The sequence below is a fragment of the Kitasatospora cinereorecta genome (assembly GCF_024172095.1).
Taxonomy (GTDB): domain Bacteria; phylum Actinomycetota; class Actinomycetes; order Streptomycetales; family Streptomycetaceae; genus Kitasatospora; species Kitasatospora cinereorecta.
The window spans coordinates 214,445-238,761 of sequence record NZ_JAMZDX010000001.1; the positions used below are offsets into that span (position 1 = coordinate 214,445).

Sequence of the window (24,317 nt, forward strand, 5' to 3'; positions counted from 1 at the left end):
TCCGGGCGGGGTACCTTGAGGACAATCCGATGCTCTGGTGAAGGGACGAGTGCGCGCTGATGAGTGATGACCTTTCCGCCGCGCTGGTGGCGCACTTCGGCGAGCGCGGCCTGCGAAGCCTGGAGTTCGCGCCCGAGGGGCCGCTGCGCAGCCCCGGGCTGCCGCTGCAGGTGGGGCCGTACTTCTTCGCGGCCGAGGAGTCGGATCCGCTGTCGCTCGGCCAGTACGCGGCCGGGCTCGGGACCGACGCCGGGCCGATGGCCGGTCAGCTGCGGATCGGGACGGACCGGGGCGCGGAGTTCTACCTGGCGCCGGACCGTACGGTGCGGGCCGTGCTGCTGGGGGTGGACGTTCCCGAGATGCCGGTCAGCTCCGGCCTGGACAGGTTCGCCGCCGGGCTGCTGCTGCTCGACCGGAACCTGCCCGCGCTGGCCTCGGCCGAGGGTGACGACGCGTTCGCCGCGTACCTGCGGCTGCGCCAGGGGCTGCTGGAGCTGGACCCGTGGGCGTTCGAGGAGCGGGAGGCGTGGTGGCCGCGGGTGCTGGACGACCTGCGGCGGCCGCTGAACGTGGCGTCCTCGGCGGCGTTCGAGTACCTCGACGCGCAGGGGGCCAAGCAGATCGCGACCGAGTTCGGCGGGCCGGGCCTGCCGCACCCGGAGGAGCTGCTGTGGCACCGCCTGCGCGCGGAGGGCGTCGAACCCGAGCAGGTCACCGCGGTGTACTGCGAGCTGGAGCCGTGCCTGATGCCGGGTCACTACTGCGCGCTGTGGCTGGCGCAGACCTTCCCGGAGGCCGCGTTCACCCACCGCTTCGACTACGGCGAGAGCGCGGAGTCCCGGGAGGACGGGATCAAGGCGCTCATGATCAGCTCGGCCGAGCAGCAGAGCTGAGCGGTCGCGGCCGAGCGGCCGGGCCGAGCAGGCAGACGAGAACGACGAGCGCGGCGGGACGGCCGTACGGCGGGGGAGGGCGTGAGCATGACTGAGGGCGGGTGGCGGATTCCGGCGCTGGGAGCCGGGCGGCGACCGGCGGGTCTGGCGCTCTTCGGATGGCTGGACGACCCGCGGGCACCCCGGCTGTGCCGGGTGGCGGGCTCCGCGGGGTCGGGCAAGTCGCACCTGCTGGCGTGGCTGGTGCAGGCCGGGACGACCGAGGAGACCCCGGGCGACCGGCGGGTGCACGCGGTGCTGCCGGCGGCCGGGGCGAGCCTGCGGGCCGTGGTCTGGTCGCTGGGGCAGCAGTTGGGCGTGGTGGCGCACCGGCCCGGGCCGCTGCTGGAGGTGCTGGCCGCCGACGAGCGGCGCACCGTGCTGTGCGTACCCGAGCTCGACCTCGCCGCCGAACCGCAGCGGCTGGTCGAGGAACTGCTCGACCCGATGCTGCGCCTACCGCACGTCCGGCTGGTGGTGGAGGCCGCCACCGGCGGCGCTGCCGCGTCGGCGTTCACGGCGGTCGCGGACCCGGCCGTGCTCGACCTGGACGAGCCGCAGTGGACCGACCGGGAGCGCTTCGCCGCCTGGGCCGCCACCGCGGGCGCCGACCCGGAGGGCTTCCCGCACCCCGGCCGGTCGCTCGGCCGGGCCGCGGCGCCGCCCCCGGCGAGCGCACCGGAGCTGATCGCCCTGGTCGGCCGCACCCCCGAGGGCAAGCTCGACCTGCGTGCGGCCGGCGAGGACCTGCTCACCGAGCTGTGGACCGCCGCCGCCCGGATCGGCGACCTCGGCCCGCTGGCCGCCGACCCGCTGCTCTGGGCGCTGGCCCGGCCGGTCGCCGTGACGGCCGCCGTCGAGGGCCGCGACGACGCCCTGGCCCGGGCGTGGGACGCGGTCGGCCCCGCTCTGGCCGAGGAGCCCGACCCGGCGGTGCGCGCCGCCGTGCTGCGCACCCGGCTGCTGGGCACCGACCCCGCCGCGGCGGCCGCGCTGCCCACCACCGGCGGCCGCTGGGTCGCCCGCTGGGCGCACTGGTCGGACGGCCGGACGGACCCGGCGGCCGCGGTCGGCGCACTCACCGTCGGCGCCGGCGAGTACGTCGCGCAGCTGCTGGTGACCGACCCGACCGGTGCGGTGCGCACCCTGGACGCCGCCACCGGCCGCCGGCTCGGCACCGTGGTGCTGCCCGCGCCGCGGCCGTGGCGCGGGCTCGCGGTCACCTCGGCCGGCGCCGTGGTGCTGCTCGACGGGTACGGCGGCGCCGAACTGGTGGCGCCGACCGAGCAGCGGCCCGGACTGGAGCCGTACGCGCTCCAGGAGGCGCTGGACGAGATCGCCGCCGAGGCGGCCGAACTCACCGCGGTGGCCGCCGTCGGCCGGCTCCCGAAGGCCGCGCCGGCCTTCGGCGACGCGGCCGGGGTGGTGCACTGGTACCAGGACGGCCTGGTGGAGAGCGAGCGGCTGCACCGCGGCGCGGTCACCGCCCTTGCCGGTACGGCGCTGGCCGCCGAGGGCCGGGCCGACCCGGAGATCCCGCTGCTGGCCAGCGGTGGCCTGGACGGCGCGGTGCGCCTGTGGGGCCCCGGCACCGTGCCGATGAACCAGCCGATCGACCTGCACCCCCACCCGGTCACCGCGGTGGCGGTCGGCACCACGGCGGCCGGTCCGGTGGTGGCCGCCGCCTGGGCCGACGGGCTGGTCCGGCTGCGCCACCTGAACGGCGACACCGACGTCCTCGACCTGCGGGTCGGCCCGGAGGTGCACGCCCTGGCGATGGTCGGCAACCTGCTGGTGGTCGGCACCCCGGACGGCGTCGCCGCGATCGACACCCACTGACGCCCCCGGACGGGAGGCTCCGACCGGCGTGGTCCGCCGATCCGTGCGATGATCGAAAAGAATTTTCTTTAGCGAGAGTAATGACATAGGCTAAGGACCATGCCCGAGATGTCCGAGGACGACCTGGCGGCCATCAGCCAGCTCAGATCGTCCGCGATGCGCCTCGCCCGCCGGTTGCGACACCAGCGGGTCGAGGAGTCGCTGAGCCCCACCGAAATGGGGGTGCTCGGCACGCTTGCCCGCTGCGGCAGAGCCACGCCTGGCGAACTCGCCAGGAAGGAGCACGTCCAGCCGCCGTCGATGACCAGAATCATCGCGATGCTGGAGGAGAAGGGACTGGTACGGCGCGAGCCGCACCCCGAGGACCGCCGACAGGTGGTCGTCAGCAGTACCGAGCAGGCGGAGACGATCCTCAACGAGAGTCGCCGCCGGCGGAACGCCTGGCTGGCCGAACTGGCCGAAGGGCTCACCGACGAGGAGTGGGCCGTCCTGCGCGACGCCGCCCCCGTGCTCTACAAGCTCGCCCACCTCTGAGCCCGCCCCACCGGCGGGCTCGCCTCCGGCCAGGACAGTTTCGGGAACGTCAGAAGGAGTACCGCATCACCGCAGGCCCGACAGCAGAAACACGCAGCGCGGCGGCAGCACGGAGTGCCGCCGCGCGCCGAGGGGAGACCACCGTGACACCGCCGGCCGCAGCCGTTGCCGCCGCCAACCGCACCTACGACTCCACCACCGAGCCGGCAGCATCCACCGCTGCCACCGCCGAGAGCCAGGCGCCCGCCCCCGTGGGCCTGCCCGGCACCGGCGACGACGACCCCGACGAACGCACCGCGGCGGCCCGACCCGCCGCTCCGACGGGTGGCAGGTTCACCCGCCCCGGGGGGATGTTCTCCTCCCTCCGGATCCGCAACTACCGCTACTACTTCGCCGGCCAGGTGGTCTCCAACACCGGCACCTGGATGCAGCGCATCGCCCAGGACTGGCTGGTCCTGAGCCTGACCGGCAGCCCCTTCGCCGTCGGCGTCACCACCGCCATGCAGTTCCTCCCGATGCTGCTGCTCGGCCTGTGGGGCGGCGTCCTCGCCGACCGCCTGCCCAAGCGGCGCCTGCTGGTCGCCACCCAGGGCGCCATGGGCCTGCTCGCCGCCGGACTCGCCGTACTGACCGTCACCGGCCTGGTCACCGCCGGCCACGTGTACGTCTTCGCCCTGTTGCTCGGCCTGGTCACGGTGGTCGACAACCCGACCCGGCAGGCCTTCGTCAGCGAGATGGTGCCCGGCAAGGACCTGGCCAACGCCGTCAGCCTGAACGCCGCCAACTTCCAGACCGCCCGGCTCGTCGGCCCCGCCGTCGCCGGCCTGCTGATCGCCGCCGTCGGCAGCGGCTGGGCCTTCGCCGTCAACGCGCTGTCCTTCGCCGCCGTCATCGGCGGACTGCTCGCCATGCGGGAGAGCGAACTGCGGCCTACTGCGCCGATCGCGCGCAGCAAGGGCCAGCTGCGCGACGGCCTGCGGTACGTCAAGGAACGCCCCGAACTGCTCTGGCCGATGGTCCTGGCCGGCTTCATCGGCACCTTCGGGTTCAACTTCCCCACCCTGCTCGCCGGCTTCGCCCACGACACCTTCAAGGTCGGCGCGGGCGAGTACGGGCTGCTCAACACCGCGATGGCGGTCGGCTCGCTGGCCGGCGCCCTGCTCGCCGCCCGGCGCGGGGCCCCGCGCATGCGGGGACTGGTCGGCGCCGCGATCGCCTTCGGCGCGCTGGAGGTGCTGGCCGCGTTCGCGCCCGGGTACTGGACCTTCGCGATCCTGCTCACCCTGATCGGCGTGTTCGGGCTGACCTTCAACACCTCCGTCAACTCGGCGCTGCAACTCGCCACCGACCCCGAGATGCGGGGACGGGTGATGGGACTGCTGGTCCTCGTCTTCACCGGCGGCACCCCGATCGGCGCCCCCGTCGTCGGCTGGGTCACCGCCACCTACGGACCCCGCTTCGGCCTGCTCGCCTGCGGCCTCGTCTCCGCCGCGGCCGCCGGTACCGTCGCGCTCGTCCTCGCCCGCGCGGCCGACCTGCGACTCGCCTTCGACCGCCACCCGGCACGCCGCGGACGGGTCTTCGCCGTCGTCCCGCGCCACGCCAACCCGAGCGCGCTGGCCACGGCCTGCTAGTCCTGGTTCCTCCACCAGGGGCTCGGGGAACTGCGAGGCCGACCACGGGGCCGGCGAGACCAACGAGGTCGGCCAATTCCTGTTCAGGGGCGCGAGGAACTGCGCGCCAGACCATCCCTCTACGTGAGCGGGTGGCTGGTCGCGCAGTTCCTCGCGCCCCTGCTTTGATGGGCGCATGAGGCTGTTCGTGGCGGTCAACCCGCCGGTCGAGGCGTTGCAGGAGCTGTCCGACGCCGCAGCGCCGTTGCACGGCCTGTCCGGCGCGGACCGGCTGCGCTGGAGCGACCCGGACGGGTGGCACCTGACGCTCGCGTTCCTCGGCGAGGTCCCGGCCGCCGACGTACCGGCGCTGGAGGAGCGGCTGGGCCGGGTCGCCGACGAGCACGGGGTGCACCGGCTGCGCCTGGCCGGCGCGGGCTGTTTCGGCGACCGGGTGCTGTGGGTCGGGTTCGACGGCGAGACGTGGGCGCTGCGGCGGCTGGCGGAGGGGGTGCGGACGGTGGTCGAGGAGGCGGGGATCGAGTCCGACCAGCACGGCTTCCATCCGCATCTGACGCTGGCCAGGGCGGGCTCCACGCACGGGCAGCGGAGGGCGACGCGACGGCTGGCGGCGGGGGAGCTGCAGCTGATGGCGGCCGCGCTGGAGGGGTGGCGGGGAAGCGAGTGGGAGGCGTCCGAGCTGCACCTGATGCGCAGCGAGCTGGGGTACGGGCCGGCCCGCTACACCTCGGTCCGTGCCTGGCCGCTGGCCAGGTGGGAGGCGTAGCGGACTGCGGCCGTACCCCGGCTCGGCTCGGCCCGGCTCAGCCCAGGTCGGGGCCGGCGCGCAGCTCGACCGCGGCCGGGGCGGCGTCGCCGAGTTCCAGGAGCGTGATCTCGTTGGCGCCGGTGCGCAGCAGCGGCTGGGGGCAGTAGAGGGTGATCTGCGGGCCGCGGGCGTCGTAGCGGCCGAGCAGGAAGCCGTTGACCCAGAGGTAGCCGTGGTGCCCGCCGGGGACGGCGAGGAAGGTGTCGCCGGTCTCGGCCAGCCGCAGCTCGCCGCGGGCGAGCGTCTCCGGGCCGGGGCCGCCGGGGCGGTACTCGGTGACGGGGAGCGGGTCGAGGCGGCCGACCTCGGCGCGGCAGCCGTGCAGGTACTGGCGCTCGTGCCGGATGCCGCCGGTGACGCCCTTGGTCTCGCCGACCTGCGGGCCGTAGTTCACCCGGCCCAGCGACTCCACCAGCAGCCGCACCTCGGTGCCGCCGGAGGCGGTGACCGGCTCGTGCGGGACGCCGCGTTCGAGTTCGGCGGTCCGCTTGCCGTCCAGCCACAGGGTGGCCCGGTCGCGCAGGCCCTCGATGGCGAGCGGGTGCTCGCCGCTGAGGTCGGGCACCCGCACGGTGTAGCGGACCAGGCCGTGCTCCAGCCCGAGTTCCTCGAAGGTGGGCGCCACCGGGGAGGTGACCGCCGGCTCGAACGGGAACGGCGCGAACGCGGTCAGCTCGACCGTGGCGGCGGGCAGCACCGGCGCGGGCTCGGGGAGTTCGGGGGTCCGGCCGTCGGCGTAGCGGGCCTCCTCCGGGTGCGCCGCGGCGAACTCCGCGATCACCTGCCGGAACGGCTCGTACTTGGCGGCGGGCGCGCCGCGCTCGTCCAGCGGGGCGTCGTAGTCGTAGGAGGTGGTCACCGGCTGGTACGGCGAGTGCGTCCAGTCGGTGGAGTTGAACGGCGGGTCGGCGTGGTTGGCGCCGGCGGTGGTGCCGAAGTTGGTGCCGCCGTGCGCCATGTAGATGTTGAACGAGCCGCCGGCGGCGAGGATCCGGCGCAGCGTGTCGGCGGCGTCGTCGGCGTCCCGGCCGTGGTGCGGCTTGCCCCAGTGGTCGAACCAGCCGTTCCAGTACTCCATGCAGAACGGCGGGTCGTCCGGACGGTGGCGCCGCAGCAGGGCGAACGCCTCCTCCGGGTCGGAGCCGAAGTTCACCGTGGCCAGCACCCCGGGCACGGTGCCGGCCGCCAGCATGTGGTCCTCTGGGCCGTCCGAGGTGAACAGCGGTACGGTGACGCCCCGCTCCCGCAGGCCCCGGGCGAGGTGCGCCAGGTACTCGGCGTCGCCGCCGAACGAGCCGTACTCGTTCTCCACCTGGACCATCAGCACGCTGCCGCCCGGACGTCCGAGCTGGCGCTCGACCACCTGGGGGAGCAGCGCGTCGAAGAAGGCGTCCACCGCGGCCAGGTACTCGGGGTCGGCGGTGCGCGCCCGGCGTCCCACCCGGGCGGTCAGCCAGCCGGGCAGCCCGCCGTTGTCCCACTCGGCGCAGATGTACGGGCCCGGGCGGACGATCGTCCACAGGCCCTGCCGGTGGGCCTCGTCGAGGAAGTCGCCGAGCTCGCCGAGCCGCTCGTACCGGCCGGGACCGGGCTCGTGCAGGTTCCACGGCACGTACGTCTCGACGGTGTTCAGACCCATGGCGCGCAGCGCGGCGAGGCGCTGCGGCCACTGTTCGGGGCGGGTGCGGAAGTAGTGCATGGCGCCGGAGAGGATCCGCAGCGGACGTCCGTCCAGCCGGAAACCGGTGGAGTCGTAGGTGAGCATGCCCTCCAGCCTGCGGGAAAGCGCCTGCCGGAGCCATGGACAAACTCCGGCGGCGTGTTGGATTGTCGTGGACCGTGGCGGCCGCGCACCGACGGGGCGGCCGGACGGGCGAGGAGGAGTACGTGGAGCGCTGGTGGCACTACCTGACCCCGGGCCCGCTCCAGCTGGGCACCGGGCTGGCGTGCCTGGGCGTCGGCATGCAGCGCGGCCGGCTGCCCACCGTCGGGCCGCGCACCCTGGACCACTGGGTGGCGGTGGTGGTGAGCAGCGGACGCGGCTGGTTCGCCGCCCCGGACGGCACCCGGCAGCCCGTGACCGCCCCCGCCGTGCTGTGGCTGCGCCCCGGCGTGCCGCACCACTACGCCCCGGACGGGGACGGCTGGTCCGAGTCCTTCGTCGACTTCACCGGCGCCGCCACCGCCGCCTACGCCGAACTCGGCCTGCTGCCGGACACCGCGGTGGTGCCGCTGACCGCGACCGAGTCCGCCCAGCGGGTGATCGCCAGGATCGCCGGCGTGTGCCGCCGCGGCGGCCCGCTGACCGGGGTGGAGGCCGCCGCCGCCGTGCACGAGCTGCTGGTCGAGCTGCGCCGCCACCGGGCCGACCTCGACCCGGCCGGCGAGCCGGTGCTGGAGGTGCTGCGCCGCGACGCCTGCCTGCCGCTGTCCGTCTCCGAACACGCCCGGCGGGCCGGCATGACCGTCCCCGAGCTGCGCCGGGCCGTTCAGGCGGTCGGGGCGGTCGGGCCGAAGGAGTACCTGCTGACCGTCCGCCTCAACGAGGCCAAGCAGCTGCTCGCGGCCAGCGAGCTGCCGGTGGCGGCGGTGGCTCGCCGGGTGGGCTACGACGACCCGGCGTACTTCACCCGGATCTTCACCCGCCGGGTCGGGGTCGCGCCCTCGGTGTTCCGGGCCCAGCAGTACCGCGGCGACGGCCAGCTCCGCGCCGTCGGCCGGGCCGAGCTGGCCCGGGAGCTGACCGAGCTGTACGGCCCCGAGCGGGGCAGTGCGGAGGCCCGCCGGGCCACCGACTAACCTCGAATCGTGGACCCGAAGACTCGCATGCGGATCGTGACCGGCGCACTGGTGCTGCTGCTCGTGGTGGTGATCGTCAGCGCCCTGGTCCGGAAGTGAACGCCGAAGGCCCCCGCTCCGTCCGGAGCGGGGGCCTTCGTGTGCTCGGTCAGAGCTGCTCGACCACGTAGTCGATGCAGGCGGTGAGCTTCTCGACGTCCGCCGGGTCGATCGCCGGGAACATCGCGATGCGCAGCTGGTTGCGGCCCAGCTTGCGGTACGGCTCGGTGTCCACGATGCCGTTGGCACGCAGTGCCTTGGCGATTGCGGCGGCGTCGATCGACGCGTCGAAGTCGATCGTGCCGACGACCTGCGAGCGCTCCTCCGCCTTCGCCACGAACGGCTGCGCGTAGGAGGACTTCTCGGCCCACGAGTACAGGATCGAGGAGGACTCGGCCGTACGGGCCACTGCCCAGTCCAGACCGCCCTGGCCGTTCAGCCACTCCAGCTGGTCGGCCAGCAGGAAGAGGGTGGACAGCGACGGGGTGTTGTACGTCTGGTCCTTCGACGAGTTGTCGATCGCGGTCGGCAGGTCGAAGAACGGCGGGATGTACCGGCCGGAGGCGGCGATCTCGGCGGCGCGCTCCAGGGCGGCCGGCGAGAAGGTGGCCAGCCACAGGCCGCCCTCGGAGGCGAACGACTTCTGCGGGGCGAAGTAGTAGACGTCCGTCTCGCGGATGTCCACCGGCAGGCCGCCGGCGCCGGACGTGGCGTCCACCAGGACCAGCGAGCCGGCGTCCGCGCCCTCGGGGCGGCGGATCGGCATCGCGACACCGGTCGACGTCTCGTTGTGGGTGAGCGCGTAGACGTCCACGCCCGCCTCGGCGACCGGCAGCGGGTGGGTGCCCGGCTCGGTCTTGATCACGGACGGCTCGGCCAGCCACGGGGCGGCCTTCACCGAGGAGGCGAACTTGGACGAGAACTCGCCGAAGTTCAGGTGCTGGGACTTCTCCCGGACCAGGCCGAAGGCGGCGATGTCCCAGAACGCGGTGGAACCACCGTTCCCGAGGACCACCTCGTAGCCCTCGGGGAGGGAGAAGAGCTCGGCGACGCCCTCGCGGACGCGCTTGACCAGGTTCTTGACCGGGGCCTGGCGGTGCGAGGTGCCCAGCAGGGACGTTCCGGTGGCGGCGAGGGCACTCAGCGCCTCGGGTCGCACCTTGGAGGGGCCGCAGCCGAAGCGGCCGTCGGCGGGCAGATTGTCGGCGGGGATCTGAATCTGAGCCACGGGCGCAGCCTACTGTTTCGCGTTGCGGGAGCGGGACCGTCGTCCGTCCCCTGAGATGTCGGATGGGCGGAGCGGGGCAGACCTGTCAGGGGCGCGGGGAACTGCGCGACCAGCCCTCTACGGAGGTGCATGGCCGCGCGCGCAGTTCCCCGCGCCCCTGGTGGCGGACCCGGGGGTTTCACCCCAACGTGTCAGTGGGCGATCTGGTCCCAGCCGTCGACCTCTTCCGGGCGGCGGGAGCCCGGGCCGATGTAGCGGGCGGCCGGGCGGACCAGGCGGCCGGTGCGCTTCTGCTCCAGGATGTGGGCCGACCAGCCGGCCGTCCGGGCGCAGGTGAACATCGAGGTGAACATGTGCGCCGGGACCTCGGCGAAGTCCAGCATGATCGCGGCCCAGAACTCCACGTTGGTGGCGAGCACGCGGTCGGGGCGGCGGTTGTGCAGCTCCTCCAGCGCGGCCTTCTCCAGCGCCTCGGCGATCTCGAAGCGCGGCGCGCCGAGCTCCTTGGCGGTGCGGCGCAGCACGCGGGCGCGCGGGTCCTCGGCGCGGTAGACGCGGTGGCCGAAGCCCATCAGGCGCTCGCCCTTGTCCAGGGCCTGCTTCACGTAGCCGACGGCGTCGCCGGTGCGCTCGATCTCCTCGATCATGCCGAGCACGCGGGACGGGGCGCCGCCGTGCAGCGGGCCGGACATCGCGCCGACGGCGCCGGAGAGCGCCGCCGCCACGTCGGCGCCGGTGGAGGCGATGACGCGGGCGGTGAAGGTGGAGGCGTTCATGCCGTGCTCGGCGGCCGAGGTCCAGTAGGCGTCGACGGCCTTGACGTGCTTGGGGTCGGGCTCGCCGCGCCAGCGGATCATGAACCGCTCGACGATGGTCTCGGCCTTGTCGATCTCGCGCTGCGGGACCATCGGCAGGCCCTGGCCGCGCGCCGACTGGGCCACGTACGAGAGCGCCATGACGGCCGCGCGGGCGAGGTCGTCGCGGGCCTGCTCGGCGGAGATGTCCAGCAGCGGCTTCAGGCCCCAGACCGGGGCGAGCATCGCGAGGGCGGACTGCACGTCGACCCGGATGTCACCGGAGTGGACGGGGATCGGGAACGGCTCGGCGGCCGGCAGGCCCGGGGCGAACTTGCCGTCCACCAGCAGGCCCCAGACCTGGCCGAAGGAGACGTGCCCCACCAGATCCTCGATGTCCACACCGCGGTAGCGCAGGGCGCCGCCCTCACGGTCGGGTTCGGCGATCTCGCTCTCGAAGGCGACTACTCCCTCGAGCCCGGGTACGAAATCGGACATCAGACGGCTCCTTCAGTGATCAGACACGACGCGCGGCCATGGTGGGACGACGCGCCGGTGACCGATGGTGGTTGGCACTCGGTGTCAGCCTGTCAGGCACGGAGTGCATTGCGCCATACACCACCACGGTGATGTTTCCCCCACGGGCCGCTCGACCCCCTGTCGTGTCCGGCGTCCTCGGCGGATGTTCCGGGAAGATCCGGGTCATACCGGACGATTCCCCGTACGACGGGTCGTGAAGCGGTGGCGAGCCACCATATCTCCAGGTGTTTGCGCGGACGTAGCGGTGTCCGACGCTTGTCGTACGGGATGATGTTGGCGTGCCTACCGCGGAACGCCACCCGACAGCCCTGTCCACGCCCACCGGGGCCCGGCCCGGCCCGGACCTCAGCGTGATGCGCAAGCATTACCAGCACGAGGGCCTGGCCGAGGGGCAGCTCGCCGCCGACCCGATCGGCCAGTTCACCCGCTGGTTCCACGAGGCGGAGGAGGCCGGCGTGGTGGAGCCCAACGCGATGGTGCTGTCCACCGCCGACGCGGACGGCCTGCCCAGTTCCCGGACGGTGCTGCTCAAGGGCTACGACCGGCGCGGCTTCGTGTTCTTCACCAACTACGGCTCGCGCAAGGGCGCCGACCTGGCCGCCAACCCCCGGGCGTCGCTGCTCTTCCCGTGGATCGCGCTGGCCCGCCAGGTGGAGGTCGGCGGCACCGTCGAGAAGATCGGCCGGGACGAGACCGCCGCCTATTTCCGCACCCGCCCGCACGGCTCCCAGCTCGGCGCGTGGGCCAGCGAGCAGTCCAGCCCGGTGGAGAGCCGCGAGGTGCTGGAGCAGCGCTACGCCGACCTGGCCGCCCGCTACCCCGAGGGCGAGGGCGTCCCCGTCCCGCCGTTCTGGGGCGGCTACCGGGTGGTCCCGCGGACGGTCGAGTTCTGGCAGGGCCGCGAGAACCGCCTCCACGACCGCCTCCGCTTCGTCGCCGACGGTGACGGCTGGCGGGTCGAGCGCCTCTGTCCGTGACCGGCGCCTCCGCTCACCCACGGCATGAGGGCGGGTCGGGCCTGCCGGACTGCTCGGGCGAGTGTGACGGGTGGTCAACGCCGTGTCATGCGGTTCGGCCAACCGGGGGTGAAAACGACCCGAATGGCCTTATGGGTTGCGGGTTTTGGCCGCCTGAATCGGGGTAGCGCGCGATATGGTCGATCCGGGTGAATTCTCGGCTCAGGACGCCGGGGCCTGTCTCGCGCCGAGCAGGCGCAGAAACGAGTCATCATGGTCGCCGCACTCGCCACCAAGCCCGCCGACAGCGCGCGCGTCGAGGAGCCGGACACGAGGCCTTCGCTCGCCGCGCTCGCGGCCCTCGGCACCGAGGAGCTCACCGCGCAGCTGTACCGCGCCCTGCCCGGCGGGGACGGCGGCCAGGTGGCCGTGGCCGCCTTCAACTCCTCGATCTGACCCGGCCGGTCGCGTCCGCCCGAGTCCGTACGATCCCATGCCGCGCCCGTTGGTGCCGTTCTCGCAGTTCGTGCTGAAGGTGCACAGCCGCTGCGATCTCGCGTGCGACCACTGCTACGTCTACGAGCACGCCGACACCAGCTGGCGCGGCAAACCGCGGGCCGTGTCCGAGGCGGTCCTGGCGAGGACCGCGGAGCGGATCGCCGAGCACGCCCGCGCCCACGAACTGCCCGCCGTCCACGTGGTGCTGCACGGCGGCGAGCCCCTGCTCGCCGGGCCCGCGCTGCTCGGCCGGGCCGCCGAACTGCTGCGCGCCGCCCTGCCCGAGGGCTGTGCGCTCGACCTGCGCATCCACACCAACGGCGTGCTGCTGAGCGAGCGGTTCTGCGACCTCTTCGCCGAGCACGGCATCAAGGTGGGCGTCTCACTGGACGGCGACCGCGCCGCCAACGACCGGCACCGGCGGTTCGCCGACGGGCGCAGCAGCCACGCCCGGGTGCTCGCCGCCGTGGAGCTGCTGCGCCGCCCGGCGTACCGGCACCTGTACGCCGGGCTGCTGTGCACCATCGACGTCGAGAACGACCCGGTGGCGGTGCTGGAGGCGCTGGTCGCGCTGGAACCGCCGCGGATCGACTTCCTGCTCCCGCACGCGACCTGGGACCAGCCCCCGAACCGGCCCGCGGGCATGGGGGAAACCCCGTACGCCGACTGGCTGTTGGCGGTCCACCGGCGCTGGGAGGAGCTCGGCCGGCCCGTTCCGGTGCGCACCTTCGACTCGATCCACCGGACCCTGCGCGGCCGTTCCAGCCTGACCGAGTCGCTCGGCCTCGACCCCGCCGACCTGGTGGTCGTCGAGACCGACGGCACCTTCGAGCAGGCGGACAGCCTCAAGACCGCCTACGACGGCGCTCCCGCCACCGGCTTCTCGGTGTTCGAGCACGCGCTGGACGAGGTCGCCGCCCATCCCGGCATGGTCGCCCGGCAGTCCGGGCTGGCCGGGCTGGCCGAGGAGTGCCGCGGCTGCCCGGTGGTCCGCTCCTGCGGCGGCGGCCTGTACGCGCACCGGTACCGCACGGGGTCCGACTTCCACAACCCGTCCGTCTTCTGTGGTGACCTGTTGAAACTGATCACGACCATCCGCGACCGGGTGGTCGCGACCCCCGGCGTCCCGGCCCAGGAGGGCCCGCGCGAGCCGGTACTGACCGAGCGCCAGCTCGGTGAACTGGCGGCCGGCTACGGCGGCGGGGCCACGGTCCGGGCCCTCGCCGCGGCCCAACTCGGGCTCACCCGCAAGCTGGTGGCGGCCGTCGGCGCGGCCTCGCCGGCCTGGGGCCTGATCGCCTCGCTGGACGGCGGCGACGGCCCGGCGCTGGACGCCGTGCTGGCCCACCCGTACGCGCGGGCCTGGGCGGTGCGCTGCCTCCAGGGCGAGCCGGGCGCCGACCTCGGCGGGCTGGCGGAGCTGGCCGCGGCGGCGGCGCTGCGGGCCGGGCGCTCCTTCGAGCTGCCGCTGCCGGTCCGGGCCGGGGCCGTCCACCTGCCGACGCTGGGCCGGCTGCTGGTCGGCGGCGACGGCGAGACGGTGCTCGCCGGGGACGCGGACGGCTTCACCGCCGGTGGGGTGCGGGTCGGCTGGGACGCGCCGGGCGACGGCCGCTGGCAGCCGGTCCGGCGGACCTCGCTGGCCGGCGGCTGGACGGTGGCGCTGGAGGACACCGACCCGCAGCGCGACAGCCACCAGTGGCCGGTCGAGGAGCGGCTGCCGGAGGAGGCGTACCTGGCCTGGAGCGGGGCGCTGCGGGAGGCCTGGGAGCTGATCGGCCGCGACCTGCCCGGGTACGCCCCGGGCATCCGCGGCGGCCTGTCCACCATCACCCCGCTGCGGTCCGGGTCCGAGGGGCGGGACGTCAGCGCCGCCGCCCGGCAGGCGTTCGGGGCGGTGGGCATCGCCCGGCCGGCCACCGCGCCGATCCTCGCCCTGCTGATCGCCCACGAGTTCCAGCACGTCAAGCTGGGCGCGGTGCTGGACTTCCACGACCTGTACGACCGGGCCGAGGAGCGGCTGTTCCACGCGCCGTGGCGGCCCGATCCCCGGCCGCTGGAGGGCCTGTTCCAGGGCACCTACGCGCACCTGGCGGTCACCGAGTTCTGGGCGGCTCGGGTGCGGGCGTACGACGGGCTGGCGAGCGAGCCGGCCGAGCATGCCCGGGTGCAGCTGGCGACCTGGCGCGGGCACACCGCGCGGGCGGTGGAGGTACTGGCCGGCTCGGGCGCGCTCACCCCGCTCGGACTGCGCTTCACCGAGGGCATGGCGGCGACCGTGGAGCCCTGGCTCGCCCTGCCGGTCGGGGCGGGCGCCGAGGCCGCCGCCCGGCAGGCGGCGGCCGAGAACCTCGCCGAGTTCCGGGCCCGCGCCGAGGCCGTGGGCCGCCGCTGATGCTGCTGGAGAACCTGCTCCCCGGCGCCGGCGCCGGCGCCGGCGTCGAGGAGCCGAGCTGGTCCTTCACCGATCTGGTCGACCATCTGCGGGCGATGGGCCTCGCGGCCGGCGAGACCCTGCTGGTGCACTCCTCGCTGCGCTCGATCGGGACGATCGCGGGCGGTCCGGCCGAGCTGCTCCGGGCGCTGCTCACGGTGCTCGGCCCCGAGGGCACGCTGGTGGTGTACACCGCCTGCCCGGAGAACTCCGACACCTCGCGGATGGCGCGCGCCCTGGTCGAGGGCCGCTCCCCGCAGGAGCAGTCGCGCCACCAGGCCGGGATGCCGGCCTTCGACCGGGAGGTCACCCGGTCCACCCCCCTGCTCGGCTGGTTCTCCGAGGAGGTCCGGGCGCACCCGCGGGCGGTGCGCAGCGACCACCCGCAGACCTCGTTCACGGCGATCGGCCGGGACGCGGTGCGGCTGATGGCGGAGCACGAACTGCACAGCCACCTCGGCCCGCACTCGCCGGTCCAGAAGCTGTACGACGGCGGGGCGCGGGCGCTGCTGATCGGTCTGCCGATCTGGAACATCACCCCGGTGCACTTGGCCGAGTACTGGCTGGAGCGTCCGCCGATGCAGCTCTACGGCTGCGTGATGGAGGACAAGTGGGGCCGGCACTGGCGGCACTTCCAGGCGGTGGAGATCCGCGACGGGCACCTGGAGGACCTCGGCCGCCACCTGGACCGGGAGCTCACCGACCGGGTGGAGGGGCAGCTCGGGGCGGCGCACTGCTATCTGGTGCCGATCCGAAAAGCAGTCAATCTGACATTCGCTTTCCTTCAGAAAACGAACAGTTGAGGTCACGCGCTATTCCGTTGGGGAAGGACTCCTTCCTAGACTGAAAGCCCGCTCGCGGGGATCAGGTGACGGGCGGTCTCGGGGGAGGCGCGTGTGAACGGCCCTACGGGCAGGAGCAAGGGGTCGGCCCGACCGTACTTCTTCCTGAGCTACGCCCACACCCCGAGAGTCAACTCCCGCGGGGTGGACCCGAACCACTGGGTCGGACGGCTGTTCGCGGACCTCAGCGAGGCGATCCTCCAGATCACCGACATCCCGGCCGGCGACCCGATCGGCTTCATGGACCGCTCGATGCACCAGGGCCAGAAGTGGGCCGAACGGCTCTCCTGGGAACTGGCCAACTGCCGGGTGTTCGTCCCGCTCTACTCGCCGCGCTACTTCAAGAGCGAAGCCTGCGGCAAGGAGTGGCACGCCTTCACCCGCCGCTCGGTCTACCAGCGCCGGCCCACCGCCGAGCGGGCCACCGGCATCGTGCCGGCCCTGTGGGTCTCGATGGACCACTACCGGCTGCCCCGGGTGGCCAGTGAACTCCAGTTCAGCCACGACAGCTTCGGCGCCGACTACGCCGCCGAGGGCCTGTACGCGCTGATGAAGATCGACTCCTACCGCTCCCAGTACGCCACCGCCGTGCTGCGCCTGGCCCAGCGGATCGTCGACGTCGCCGACCAGACCGTCATCCCGATCGGCCAGCCGCTGGAGTTCGAGGCGCAGCCGTCCGCCTTCGAACCGCCCGAGCCCACCGACCGGGTGCGGATCTCGGTGTACTCGTACCACAGCCCCGAACTGCCGCCGCAGCGCAGCGCGTCCTGCTACGGCGAGCAGCGCACCGACTGGCAGCCCTTCCGGCCGCCCTCGCGCCGCCCGCTCGTCGAGGACGCCGCCGACGTGGCCCGCGGCATGGGCTTCCAGCCCACCGTGCACGAGTTCGAGGACGAGGCCGAGTCGCTGCTGACCACCGACCGGGCGACCGCGCCGAGCGTGCTGCTGGTCGACCGGTGGGCCCTGCTGGACTCCCGGCGCTCCGAGACGGTCCGCCGGGTCGACCGGCGCAACCTCGCCTGGCTCAGCGTGCTGGAGCCGTGGAACCGCGAGGACCAGCAGTGCCGCGACCACGAGCGGATGCTCAACGAGATCGGCGACACCGTGCTCTCCACCACCCGCTCCGGCCGGCAGAAGCCCAGCCTGCGCGAGGAGGGCTCCACCGGCACCCCCGGCAGCCTCGACGAGTTCCGCGGCGAGATGGAACGGGCCGTGATGCGGGCCAGCACCGCCTTCGAGCAGCAGTCCAACGGCCGGCCGGTTCCGGCGGCCCCCCGAAGACCCCGACTGGGCGCATGAGTTCGGACAGAAGCCGGGCGGTCGGGACACCGCCCGGTGGCACGGGACGACAAGCACGCCGGCGGCCGCGGGGGTCGCGGGAATGGGGGAGGGACGCCATGAACGATCGGACGGCCAGGAGCCCGCAGGCCTACGGCCGCCGCCGCGACACGGGGGCAACCGAGGACCGGCAGGGCCGCATCATCACCTTCTACTCCTACAAGGGCGGCACCGGCCGGACCATGGCGCTCGCCAACACCGCCTGGATCCTGGCCGCCAACGGCCACCGGGTGCTCACCGTCGACTGGGACCTGGAGGCGCCCGGCCTCGGCCAGTTCTTCCGGCCGTTCCTCGATCCGGACGTGGTCGCCGCCACCACCGGCATCATGGACCTGTTCGCCGACTACCTGGACGAGGCCCGCCGCCCGATCGAGCGCGAGCCGGACTGGTACGAGGACTTCACCCGCATCCACCGCCACGCCATCTCGCTCGCCTGGAACCAGTTCCCGGCCGGCGGAAAGATCGACTTCGTCCCGGCCGGACAGCAGAACCGCGACTACTCCGGCAACTCCCGGGTCGACTGGGACCTGCTCTACGAACGCTACGACGGCCAGAACTTCATCCAGAGCCTGCGCAGCGACATGAAGCGCCGCTACGACTACGTCCTGATCGACAGCCGGACCGGCCTCACCGACACCGCCGACATCTGCACCGTCGAGATGCCCGACGACCTGGTGGTCTGCTTCACCCTCAGCGACCAGTCCATCGACGGCGCCTCCCGGATCGCCCGGGTCATCGAGGACCGCTACGGCGACCGGAACATCCGGATCCTGCCCGTCCCGATGCGGATCGACGAGGGCGAGAAGGAGAAGGCCGACGCCGGCCGCGCCCTGGCCAGGATCAAGTTCTCCGGCCTGCCCGCCGGCCTCAGCGAACCCGAACTCGCCCGCTACTGGACCGGTGTGGAGATCCCCTACCGCCCGTTCTACGCCTACGAGGAGATCCTCGCCCCGTTCGGCGACCAGCCCGGCCTGCCCGGCTCCATGCTGGCCGCCTGCGAACGCCTCACCCGGGAGGTCACCCAGGGCCGGGTGGTCGGCCTGCCCGTGATGCCCGAGGACGTCCGGCTGCGCCACCTGGACGGCTTCGTCCGGCGCCGCCCCACCGCCCCCGCCGACCTGTACCTCAGCTACGTCCCCGAGGACCGCGCCTGGGCCGACTGGATCGCCGCACTGCTCACCGATGCCGGCTTCCGGGTGGTCCCCCGCGACGCCTCCGCCGGCGCCAACCCCCGCTCCGCCACCGAGCGCGGCATCGACTCCGCCTACCGCACCATCGCACTGCTCTCCGCCGGCTACCTGCAGTCCCCGCAGGCCCAGGCCCTGTGGGACCGCACCATCATCGCCGACCCGGCCGGCGCCAGACGGCAGGTCATCCCGGTCCGGGTCAGCGACGTCCGCCTCACCGCGCCGTACAACAGCCGCAACCCCGTCGACCTGATCGGCCGCGACGAACAGGCCGCCGCCCTCACCCTGCTGCGCGCCCTCGGCCGCACCGAGCCCGAACTGCCCGAACGCTCCCCCGGCGCACCCCGCTTCCCCGGCACCCGCCCCACCTTCTGGCAGGTCCCGCAGCGCAACCACTCCTTCACCGGCCGGATCAAGGTGCTGGACGATCTGCGCGCCCAGCTCTCCGGCGGCACCACCGCCGTCCTGCCCCCGCCGCAGACCCTCTACGGCCTCGGCGGCGTCGGCAAGACCCAGGTCGCCCTGGAGTACGCCCACCGCTACATGTCCCACTACGACCTGGTCTGGTGGATCGACGCCGAGCAGAGCGAGAACGTCGTCGTCGACCTCGCCGAACTCGCCGGCCGGCTCGGCCTGCGCGTCGGCGACAACGTCAACGAGGCCGCCCAGGCCGCCCGCGACGCCCTCCGCCAGGGCATCCCCACCCCCAACTGGCTGCTGATCTTCGACAACGCCGACGAACCCACCGACATCCGCCGCTACTTCCCCGACGGACCCGGCCACATCCTGGTCACCTCCCGCAACCAGGGCTGGTCCGGCCAGGCCGGCGTGCTCAACGTCGACGTCTTCGACCGCACCGAGTCCATCGACCACCTCACCCGCCGGGTCCGCAACCTCACCCGGCAGGACGCCGACCGGGTCGCCGAAGCCGTCGGCGACCTCCCGCTCGCCGTCGAGGTCGCCGCCGCCTGGCTGGAGACCACCCGCACCCCCGTCGACGCCTACGTCAACCAGCTCAAGGCCGAAGCCACCCGGGTGCTCGCCGCCGGCGAGACCCCCGCCGACTACCCCACCCCGGTCGGCCTCACCTGGAACGTCTCCATCGCCCGGCTGCGCGAGCAGTCCCCCGCCGCCGTCCGCCTGCTCGAACTGTGCGCCTTCTTCGCCCCCGAGCCGATCTCGCTGCGCCAGTTCTTCTTCTCCGAGCAGATGCGACTCGCCCTCTACCCGTACGACCCCGAACTCACCGACACCTTCCTGCTCGGCAAGGTGCTGCGCGCCGTCAGCCGCTACGCCCTCGCCAAGACCGACGCCGCCAGCGACTCCTTCCAGGTCCACCGACTCGTCCAGGCCGTCGTCCGCAGCGGCATGAGCGACGCCGACCGCAACACCGCCATGCACCAGGTCCACGGCATCCTGGTCAGCGCCCGCCCCTCCCGCGGCGACACCGACGACCCCGTCAACTGGCCCACCCTGGAAAAGATCTGGCCGCACCTGACCCCCTCCCGGGCCCAGGACTGCGACGAGAAGGACGTCCGCGAGCTGCTCATCGACCGCGTCCGCTACCTGTGGAAGCGCGTCGACCTCGACCAGGCCCTCCAACTCGGCCGCCAGCTCGACAGCAACTGGACCACCCGCTCCGAGAGCGAGACCGACCCGGTCGAACACCGCACCTGGCTGCGCCAGATCCTCAGCCTCCGGCTCCAGATCGCCAACGTGCTGCGCTCCCAGGGCTCCTACACCGAAGCCCTCGCCCTCAACCAGTCCACCCTCGCCGCCCAGCGCGACCTCCTCGGCGAACACAACCCGTACACCCTGATGACCGCCAGCTCCCTCGCCGCCGACCTGCGCTACCTCAACCGCTTCCAGGAAGCCCTGGCGATGGACCTCGACACCTACGACCAGTTCATCGAACTCTTCGGCGAGGACGACCCGCGCACCCTCTCCGTCGCCAACAACCTCGCCATCGACCACCGGCTCGTCGGCAACAGCGACGCCGCCCGCGACCTCGACCAGGACACCGCCGAACGCCGTGCCGCAGTCCTCGGCCCCCACCACCCCTACACCCTCGCCTCGAAGTCCAACCTCGCTCGCGACCTGCGCGAGATGGGCGACTACAAGAACTCCGTTGAACTGCTCCGCGAAGTCCTTGAAGCCTTCGCCAGCCTCGCGCAGTCCGACCTGCCCGAGGACCTCCGCAACTCCAAGTCCCTCGCCGTCTCACTGCGCCGCGGCGGCGACTACGCCGAGGCCCGCGAGATCACCGAGCGGACGTACCAGCGGTACATGGACCGGTACGGCCCCGACCACGCCGACTCGCTCGCCTGCCGGCTCAACCTCGCCGCCGACCTCAGCGCCGCCGGCGACAAGGAGACCGCCCGCGACATCGCCGGCGAAGCGTACGAGGGCCACCGGCGGCTGCTCGGCGAGGACCACCCGTTCACCCTCGCCTGCGAGAACAACCTCGGCATCTACCTGCGCGGCAGCGCCGACCTCGACGGCGCCATCCGCCACGGCGAACAGGCCGTCTCCGGCCTCTCCCGGGTGCTCGGCGCCGAGCACCCCTTCACGCTCAACGCCACCCTCAACCTCGCCAACGCCTACGGCGACAACAACCGGCTCGCCGACGCCGAACGGATCGGCCGCGCCGCCCTCGACGGCCTGCTCGACCGGTACGGCGCCGGACACCCCGACTCGCTGGTCGCCCAGTCCAACCTCGCCGTCACGCTCCGCGCCGCCGGCCGGCGCAACGAGGCGGAGGCGCACCGCATGCGAGCCCTCGCCGGGCTGGTCGAACTCTTCGGCGAGGACCACCCGAGCGTCTCCGCCTGCCGCGGCTGGCAGCGCATCAACCGCGACCTGGAGCCCCAACCCATGTAGGCCAACCACAGGGGCGCGTGGGGGCACCTCCCGGCCGAAGGCTGGGGGAGAACTGCGCGACCAGCCATCGCTCTACCTGGGTGCATGGTCGGTCGCGCAGTTCCTCGCGCCCCTGACATGCTTGCGCCCATGTCCCAGGTTTTCGTCACCCGCCGTCTTGCCCCCGGCGTCGCCGACCGTCTCGGTGACCGTGCGATCGTCCACGACGGCGAGGAGCCGCTCGCGCGGGCCGAGCTGCTCCGGGCGGTGCGCGGCCGCACGGCCGTGATCACCACCCTGGACGACACCGTCGACGCCGCGTTCCTGGACGCGGCCGGGCCGTCGCTGCGGATCGTGGCCAACCACGCGGTGGGCACCCACAACATCGACCGCGCCGCGTGCGCGGCCCGCGGGGTGCTGGTCTCCAACACGCCGGGCGTGCTGACGGGTGCCACCGCGGACATGGCATGGGCGCTGCTGCTGGCGGCCACCCGCCGGCTGGGGGAGGGCGAGCGGCTGCTGCGCTCGGGCCGCCCGTGGGCGTGGGCGCCGACGTTCATGCTGGGGCTGGAGCTGGCGGACACGCCGCTCGGCATCCTGGGCATGGGCCGGATCGGCCAAGCGGTGGCTCGCCGGGCGGCCGGCTTCGACATGCCGGTGAGCTACCACAACCGCAGCCGGCTGCCGGAGGCGGACGAGCAGGGCGCCACCTGGCGTCCGCTCGACGAGCTGCTCGCCACCTCCACCGTCCTGGTGGTCACCTGCCCACTGAACGAGGCGACCCGGCACCTGGTGGACGCCGAGCGGATCGCCCGGCTGCCGGCCGGTGCGGTGGTGGTCAGCATGACGGCGGGCGTGGTGGACGAGGCGGCGCTGGCGGCGGCGCTGGACAGCGGTCACCTGTTCGCCGCGGCGGTGGACAACTTCGAGCGGGAGCCGGAGGTGGACCCGGCGCTGCTGGCGCAGGAGCGGGCGGTCCTGGCGCCCCACCTGGGCAGCGCCACCGTTCGGACCCGGCAGGCGATGGGCAACCTCGCCGTGGACAACGTGCTCGCCGTGCTCGACGGCAAGGACCCGGTCACCCCGGTCGGCTGAGGCCTGGTCAGCCGTCCGCGGCCCAGCGGATCGCGCGGGCCATCTCCTTGAACGCCCCGAAGTGCGCGGCCCCCGGCTCCAGGTAGAGCTCCGCGCCGGGGATGTGGTCGGCGAGCCAGCGGGAGTGCTCGACCGGGGAGAACTGGTCGTCCGCGCCGTGCCACAGCCGGACCGGGCGGCGGATCGACTCCACCTCGAAACCCCAGTCGGAGATGAAGGCCAGCACGTCGTCGATCCAGCCGGCGGCGCCGTACCGGAAGGCCTGCCGGTAGGTGGAGACCAGCATCCGGCGGATCCCCTGGTCGGAGACCACCGAGCGGTCGGTGAGCGGCAGCTCCGGCACCAGGTCGCGGAGCAGTTGGGCCGGGTCGCGCCGGATCACGTTGGAGCGGGCCTGGAAGGCGCCGGCGATCTGCGGCTGGCCGAGTTCGGCCTGCCGGTAGGCGGCTTCGTTGGACGGCGTCATGCTGCCGTACCAGTCCAGTCCCTCGGCGTTGCGTGGGGCGAGGCTGACCAGCACCGCCAGCCGGGTCACCCGCTCGGGCAGCAGCGCGGCGCAGGCGAGGGCGTGCGGCCCGCCGCCGGAGCGGCCCAGCACCGCGAAGCGACCGAGGCCCAGCGCGTCCGCGATGGTCGCCACGTCGGCCGCGGCGGCGGCGACCGCGCGGCCGGGCAGCCGGGTGGAGTCGCCGTACCCGGGCCGGTCGAAGGAGATCAGCCGCACCCGCATCCGGGACAGCACGCTGCTGCGCGGCGCCGGACCGCTGCGGCTGCCCGGGGTGCCGTGCAGCAGGAACACCGGGAGCCCGTGCGGGTCCCCGGAGGTCTCGACCGCCAGCGTGCGCCCGCCTGCCGCCTCGACCATCCGTGTCACCACGCGGAACCTCCTGCTCGACGGGGTGGCCGGATCGGCCGGGTCAACTGGGGAGGTCCAGGCTGCGGACCTCGCGACGGGCCTGCCAGGTGGTGTGCTCGCGGGAGATGGCGTCCTCGGCGTCCCGGGCGAGGCGCGCCCAGATCTCCTCGGCGTCCGTCGACCCCACGTCGAGGCGGGCCAGCTGGACCTCCACCTTGGACAGCTCGGCGGCGGCCAGCGTGTACGCGGCCGCCTGCGGCCGGTACTGCCGCAGCTGGGCCCAGGCGGCGATCGAGGCGGCCACCGCCGAGATCGCGCCGAGCGCGTCGAAGGTGAACCAGCCGAGCGCCCGCAGCACCGCCAGCGCCAGGCCCGCCAGCGGCAGCACGATCGCCAGCCGGCCGGCCCGCCGGGCGGCGTTGCGGCAGTACACCGCCTTGTTCTGGTACCAGTCCCGCTGGGTGCGGACCCGCTCCCGGACGTACACCTCGCGGCGCACCGGCAGCGGCTGGTCGCGCAGCTGCTCCATCCGCTCGGTGATCTGCGGGTGGCGCATCGGCGCCCGCCAGCCGGTCAGCTCGGCGGACATCTGCGACATGTTGGGGATCACCTGCTCGGTCTCGAACTCGTCGAGCAGGCCGGTGAGCTGGATGTCGTAGAGCCGCTCGGCGTCCGGCAGCTTGCGGGGCGGCGGCTGGTAGGAGTCGGCCCGCACCGCGTACTTCCACACCAGGGTCTTCACCGACTCGGCGACCGCCCGGCCGTCGTACCAGAGCCGCTGCGGGTTCTGCCGGGCCATCACGGTGGCCATGAACAGCGCGCCGAGGTACGCGGCGGCCGCGGCCCAGGCCCAGAGCGAACCGTCGGCCGAGCCGGTGAAGGCGGCCGCCACCAGCAGCACCAGCTCCCACCGGGAGAGCGCCACCGCCCGGCCCTGGCCCTGCAGGGACGCCTCGTCGGCGGCCCAGAACAGCCGCGGGAGCAGGTCCTGCTCCCGCACGAACCCGATCGAGCCCGCCCCCGCCACGTCCGCCCCCGTCCGTCGCCCAGCACCGGTCGCACAAGTCCTACCCAGGCACGGGCGCGGGCATCCCCCGGGATGAGG

General features: G+C 73.6%; 18 protein-coding genes. 13 read left to right on the forward strand and 5 right to left on the reverse strand.

What is annotated here, in order from left to right; genetic code table 11:
- Window positions 1–59 precede the first annotated feature (59 nt).
- The 5 genes from FHR36_RS01090 (at window position 60) to thpR (ending at window position 5,705) form a co-directional block, all read left to right on the forward strand.
- A complete protein-coding gene (locus FHR36_RS01090) occupies window positions 60–893 on the forward strand; it encodes a nucleic acid/nucleotide deaminase domain-containing protein (protein ID WP_253792889.1) in 834 nt (277 codons plus the stop codon).
- 87 nt (window positions 894–980) lie between these two features.
- Window positions 981–2,771 carry a hypothetical protein gene (locus FHR36_RS01095; protein ID WP_253792891.1) on the forward strand — a complete coding sequence of 597 codons (1,791 nt, stop codon included), beginning with the start codon at window positions 981–983 and terminating at the stop codon, window positions 2,769–2,771.
- A 99-nt stretch (window positions 2,772–2,870) separates the two neighbouring features.
- Window positions 2,871–3,305: a MarR family winged helix-turn-helix transcriptional regulator gene (locus FHR36_RS01100; protein WP_253792894.1), complete on the forward strand. Its 435-nt coding sequence runs from the start codon at window positions 2,871–2,873 to the stop codon at window positions 3,303–3,305.
- Between the two features lie 143 nt (window positions 3,306–3,448).
- Entirely contained in the window at window positions 3,449–4,939 is a 1,491-nt protein-coding gene (locus tag FHR36_RS01105) for an MFS transporter (protein ID WP_253792896.1), read from the forward strand.
- 175 nt (window positions 4,940–5,114) lie between these two features.
- A complete protein-coding gene (thpR, locus tag FHR36_RS01110) occupies window positions 5,115–5,705 on the forward strand; it encodes an RNA 2',3'-cyclic phosphodiesterase (RefSeq protein ID WP_253792898.1) in 591 nt (196 codons plus the stop codon).
- Window positions 5,706–5,742: 37 nt separating this feature from the next.
- Here the strand turns inward: thpR and FHR36_RS01115 are convergent, their stop codons facing one another.
- The gene (locus FHR36_RS01115; protein WP_253792900.1) at window positions 5,743–7,512 is read right to left on the reverse strand and encodes a glycoside hydrolase family 35 protein; all 1,770 of its coding nucleotides are present in this window, start codon (window positions 7,510–7,512) and stop codon (window positions 5,743–5,745) included.
- 74 nt (window positions 7,513–7,586) lie between these two features.
- On the opposite strand from FHR36_RS01115, the gene FHR36_RS01120 reads away from it, so the two are divergent.
- Window positions 7,587–8,546 carry an AraC family transcriptional regulator gene (locus FHR36_RS01120; RefSeq protein WP_407660774.1) on the forward strand — a complete coding sequence of 320 codons (960 nt, stop codon included), beginning with the start codon at window positions 7,587–7,589 and terminating at the stop codon, window positions 8,544–8,546.
- A gap of 148 nt (window positions 8,547–8,694) precedes the next feature.
- Here the strand turns inward: FHR36_RS01120 and serC are convergent, their stop codons facing one another.
- Both serC and FHR36_RS01130 read right to left on the reverse strand, forming a co-directional pair.
- Window positions 8,695–9,813 carry a phosphoserine transaminase gene (gene serC, locus FHR36_RS01125; protein ID WP_253792902.1) on the reverse strand — a complete coding sequence of 373 codons (1,119 nt, stop codon included), beginning with the start codon at window positions 9,811–9,813 and terminating at the stop codon, window positions 8,695–8,697.
- A gap of 191 nt (window positions 9,814–10,004) precedes the next feature.
- The gene (locus FHR36_RS01130) at window positions 10,005–11,105 is read right to left on the reverse strand and encodes a citrate synthase 2 (RefSeq protein ID WP_253792904.1); all 1,101 of its coding nucleotides are present in this window, start codon (window positions 11,103–11,105) and stop codon (window positions 10,005–10,007) included.
- A 395-nt stretch (window positions 11,106–11,500) separates the two neighbouring features.
- Here FHR36_RS01130 and pdxH point away from each other — a divergent pair, with 395 nt between their 5' ends.
- The 7 genes from pdxH to FHR36_RS01165 all read left to right on the forward strand — a co-directional run bounded on the left by pdxH (window position 11,501) and on the right by FHR36_RS01165 (window position 22,356).
- Window positions 11,501–12,124, forward strand: coding sequence for a pyridoxamine 5'-phosphate oxidase (gene pdxH / locus FHR36_RS01135; protein WP_253794638.1), 624 nt, complete (start codon window positions 11,501–11,503; stop codon window positions 12,122–12,124).
- 252 nt (window positions 12,125–12,376) lie between these two features.
- Window positions 12,377–12,559: an FxSxx-COOH-like cyclophane-containing RiPP peptide gene (locus FHR36_RS01140; RefSeq protein ID WP_253792906.1), complete on the forward strand. Its 183-nt coding sequence runs from the start codon at window positions 12,377–12,379 to the stop codon at window positions 12,557–12,559.
- Window positions 12,560–12,596: 37 nt separating this feature from the next.
- Window positions 12,597–14,996 (forward strand): FxsB family cyclophane-forming radical SAM/SPASM peptide maturase, encoded by a 2,400-nt coding sequence (locus tag FHR36_RS01145; protein ID WP_253792908.1) that lies wholly within the window; start codon window positions 12,597–12,599, stop codon window positions 14,994–14,996.
- A complete protein-coding gene (locus tag FHR36_RS01150) occupies window positions 14,996–15,838 on the forward strand; it encodes an AAC(3) family N-acetyltransferase (RefSeq protein WP_253792910.1) in 843 nt (280 codons plus the stop codon). The genes FHR36_RS01145 and FHR36_RS01150 overlap by 1 nt, the downstream gene beginning before the upstream one ends.
- A gap of 93 nt (window positions 15,839–15,931) precedes the next feature.
- Window positions 15,932–17,176 (forward strand): TIR-like protein FxsC, encoded by a 1,245-nt coding sequence (locus FHR36_RS01155; protein WP_253792912.1) that lies wholly within the window; start codon window positions 15,932–15,934, stop codon window positions 17,174–17,176.
- A gap of 98 nt (window positions 17,177–17,274) precedes the next feature.
- Window positions 17,275–21,282: an FxSxx-COOH system tetratricopeptide repeat protein gene (gene fxsT / locus FHR36_RS01160; RefSeq protein WP_253792914.1), complete on the forward strand. Its 4,008-nt coding sequence runs from the start codon at window positions 17,275–17,277 to the stop codon at window positions 21,280–21,282.
- Window positions 21,283–21,411: 129 nt separating this feature from the next.
- Window positions 21,412–22,356, forward strand: coding sequence for a 2-hydroxyacid dehydrogenase (locus FHR36_RS01165; protein WP_253792916.1), 945 nt, complete (start codon window positions 21,412–21,414; stop codon window positions 22,354–22,356).
- Between the two features lie 7 nt (window positions 22,357–22,363).
- On the opposite strand, the gene FHR36_RS01170 is transcribed toward FHR36_RS01165, so the two are convergent.
- Together FHR36_RS01170 and FHR36_RS01175 are read right to left on the reverse strand one after the other, a co-directional pair.
- On the reverse strand, window positions 22,364–23,230 hold the full coding sequence (locus FHR36_RS01170; protein WP_407660794.1) for an alpha/beta fold hydrolase: 867 nt from the start codon (window positions 23,228–23,230) through the stop codon (window positions 22,364–22,366).
- 43 nt (window positions 23,231–23,273) lie between these two features.
- Entirely contained in the window at window positions 23,274–24,212 is a 939-nt protein-coding gene (locus FHR36_RS01175; protein ID WP_253792918.1) for a DUF4231 domain-containing protein, read from the reverse strand.
- Window positions 24,213–24,317 lie beyond the last annotated feature (105 nt).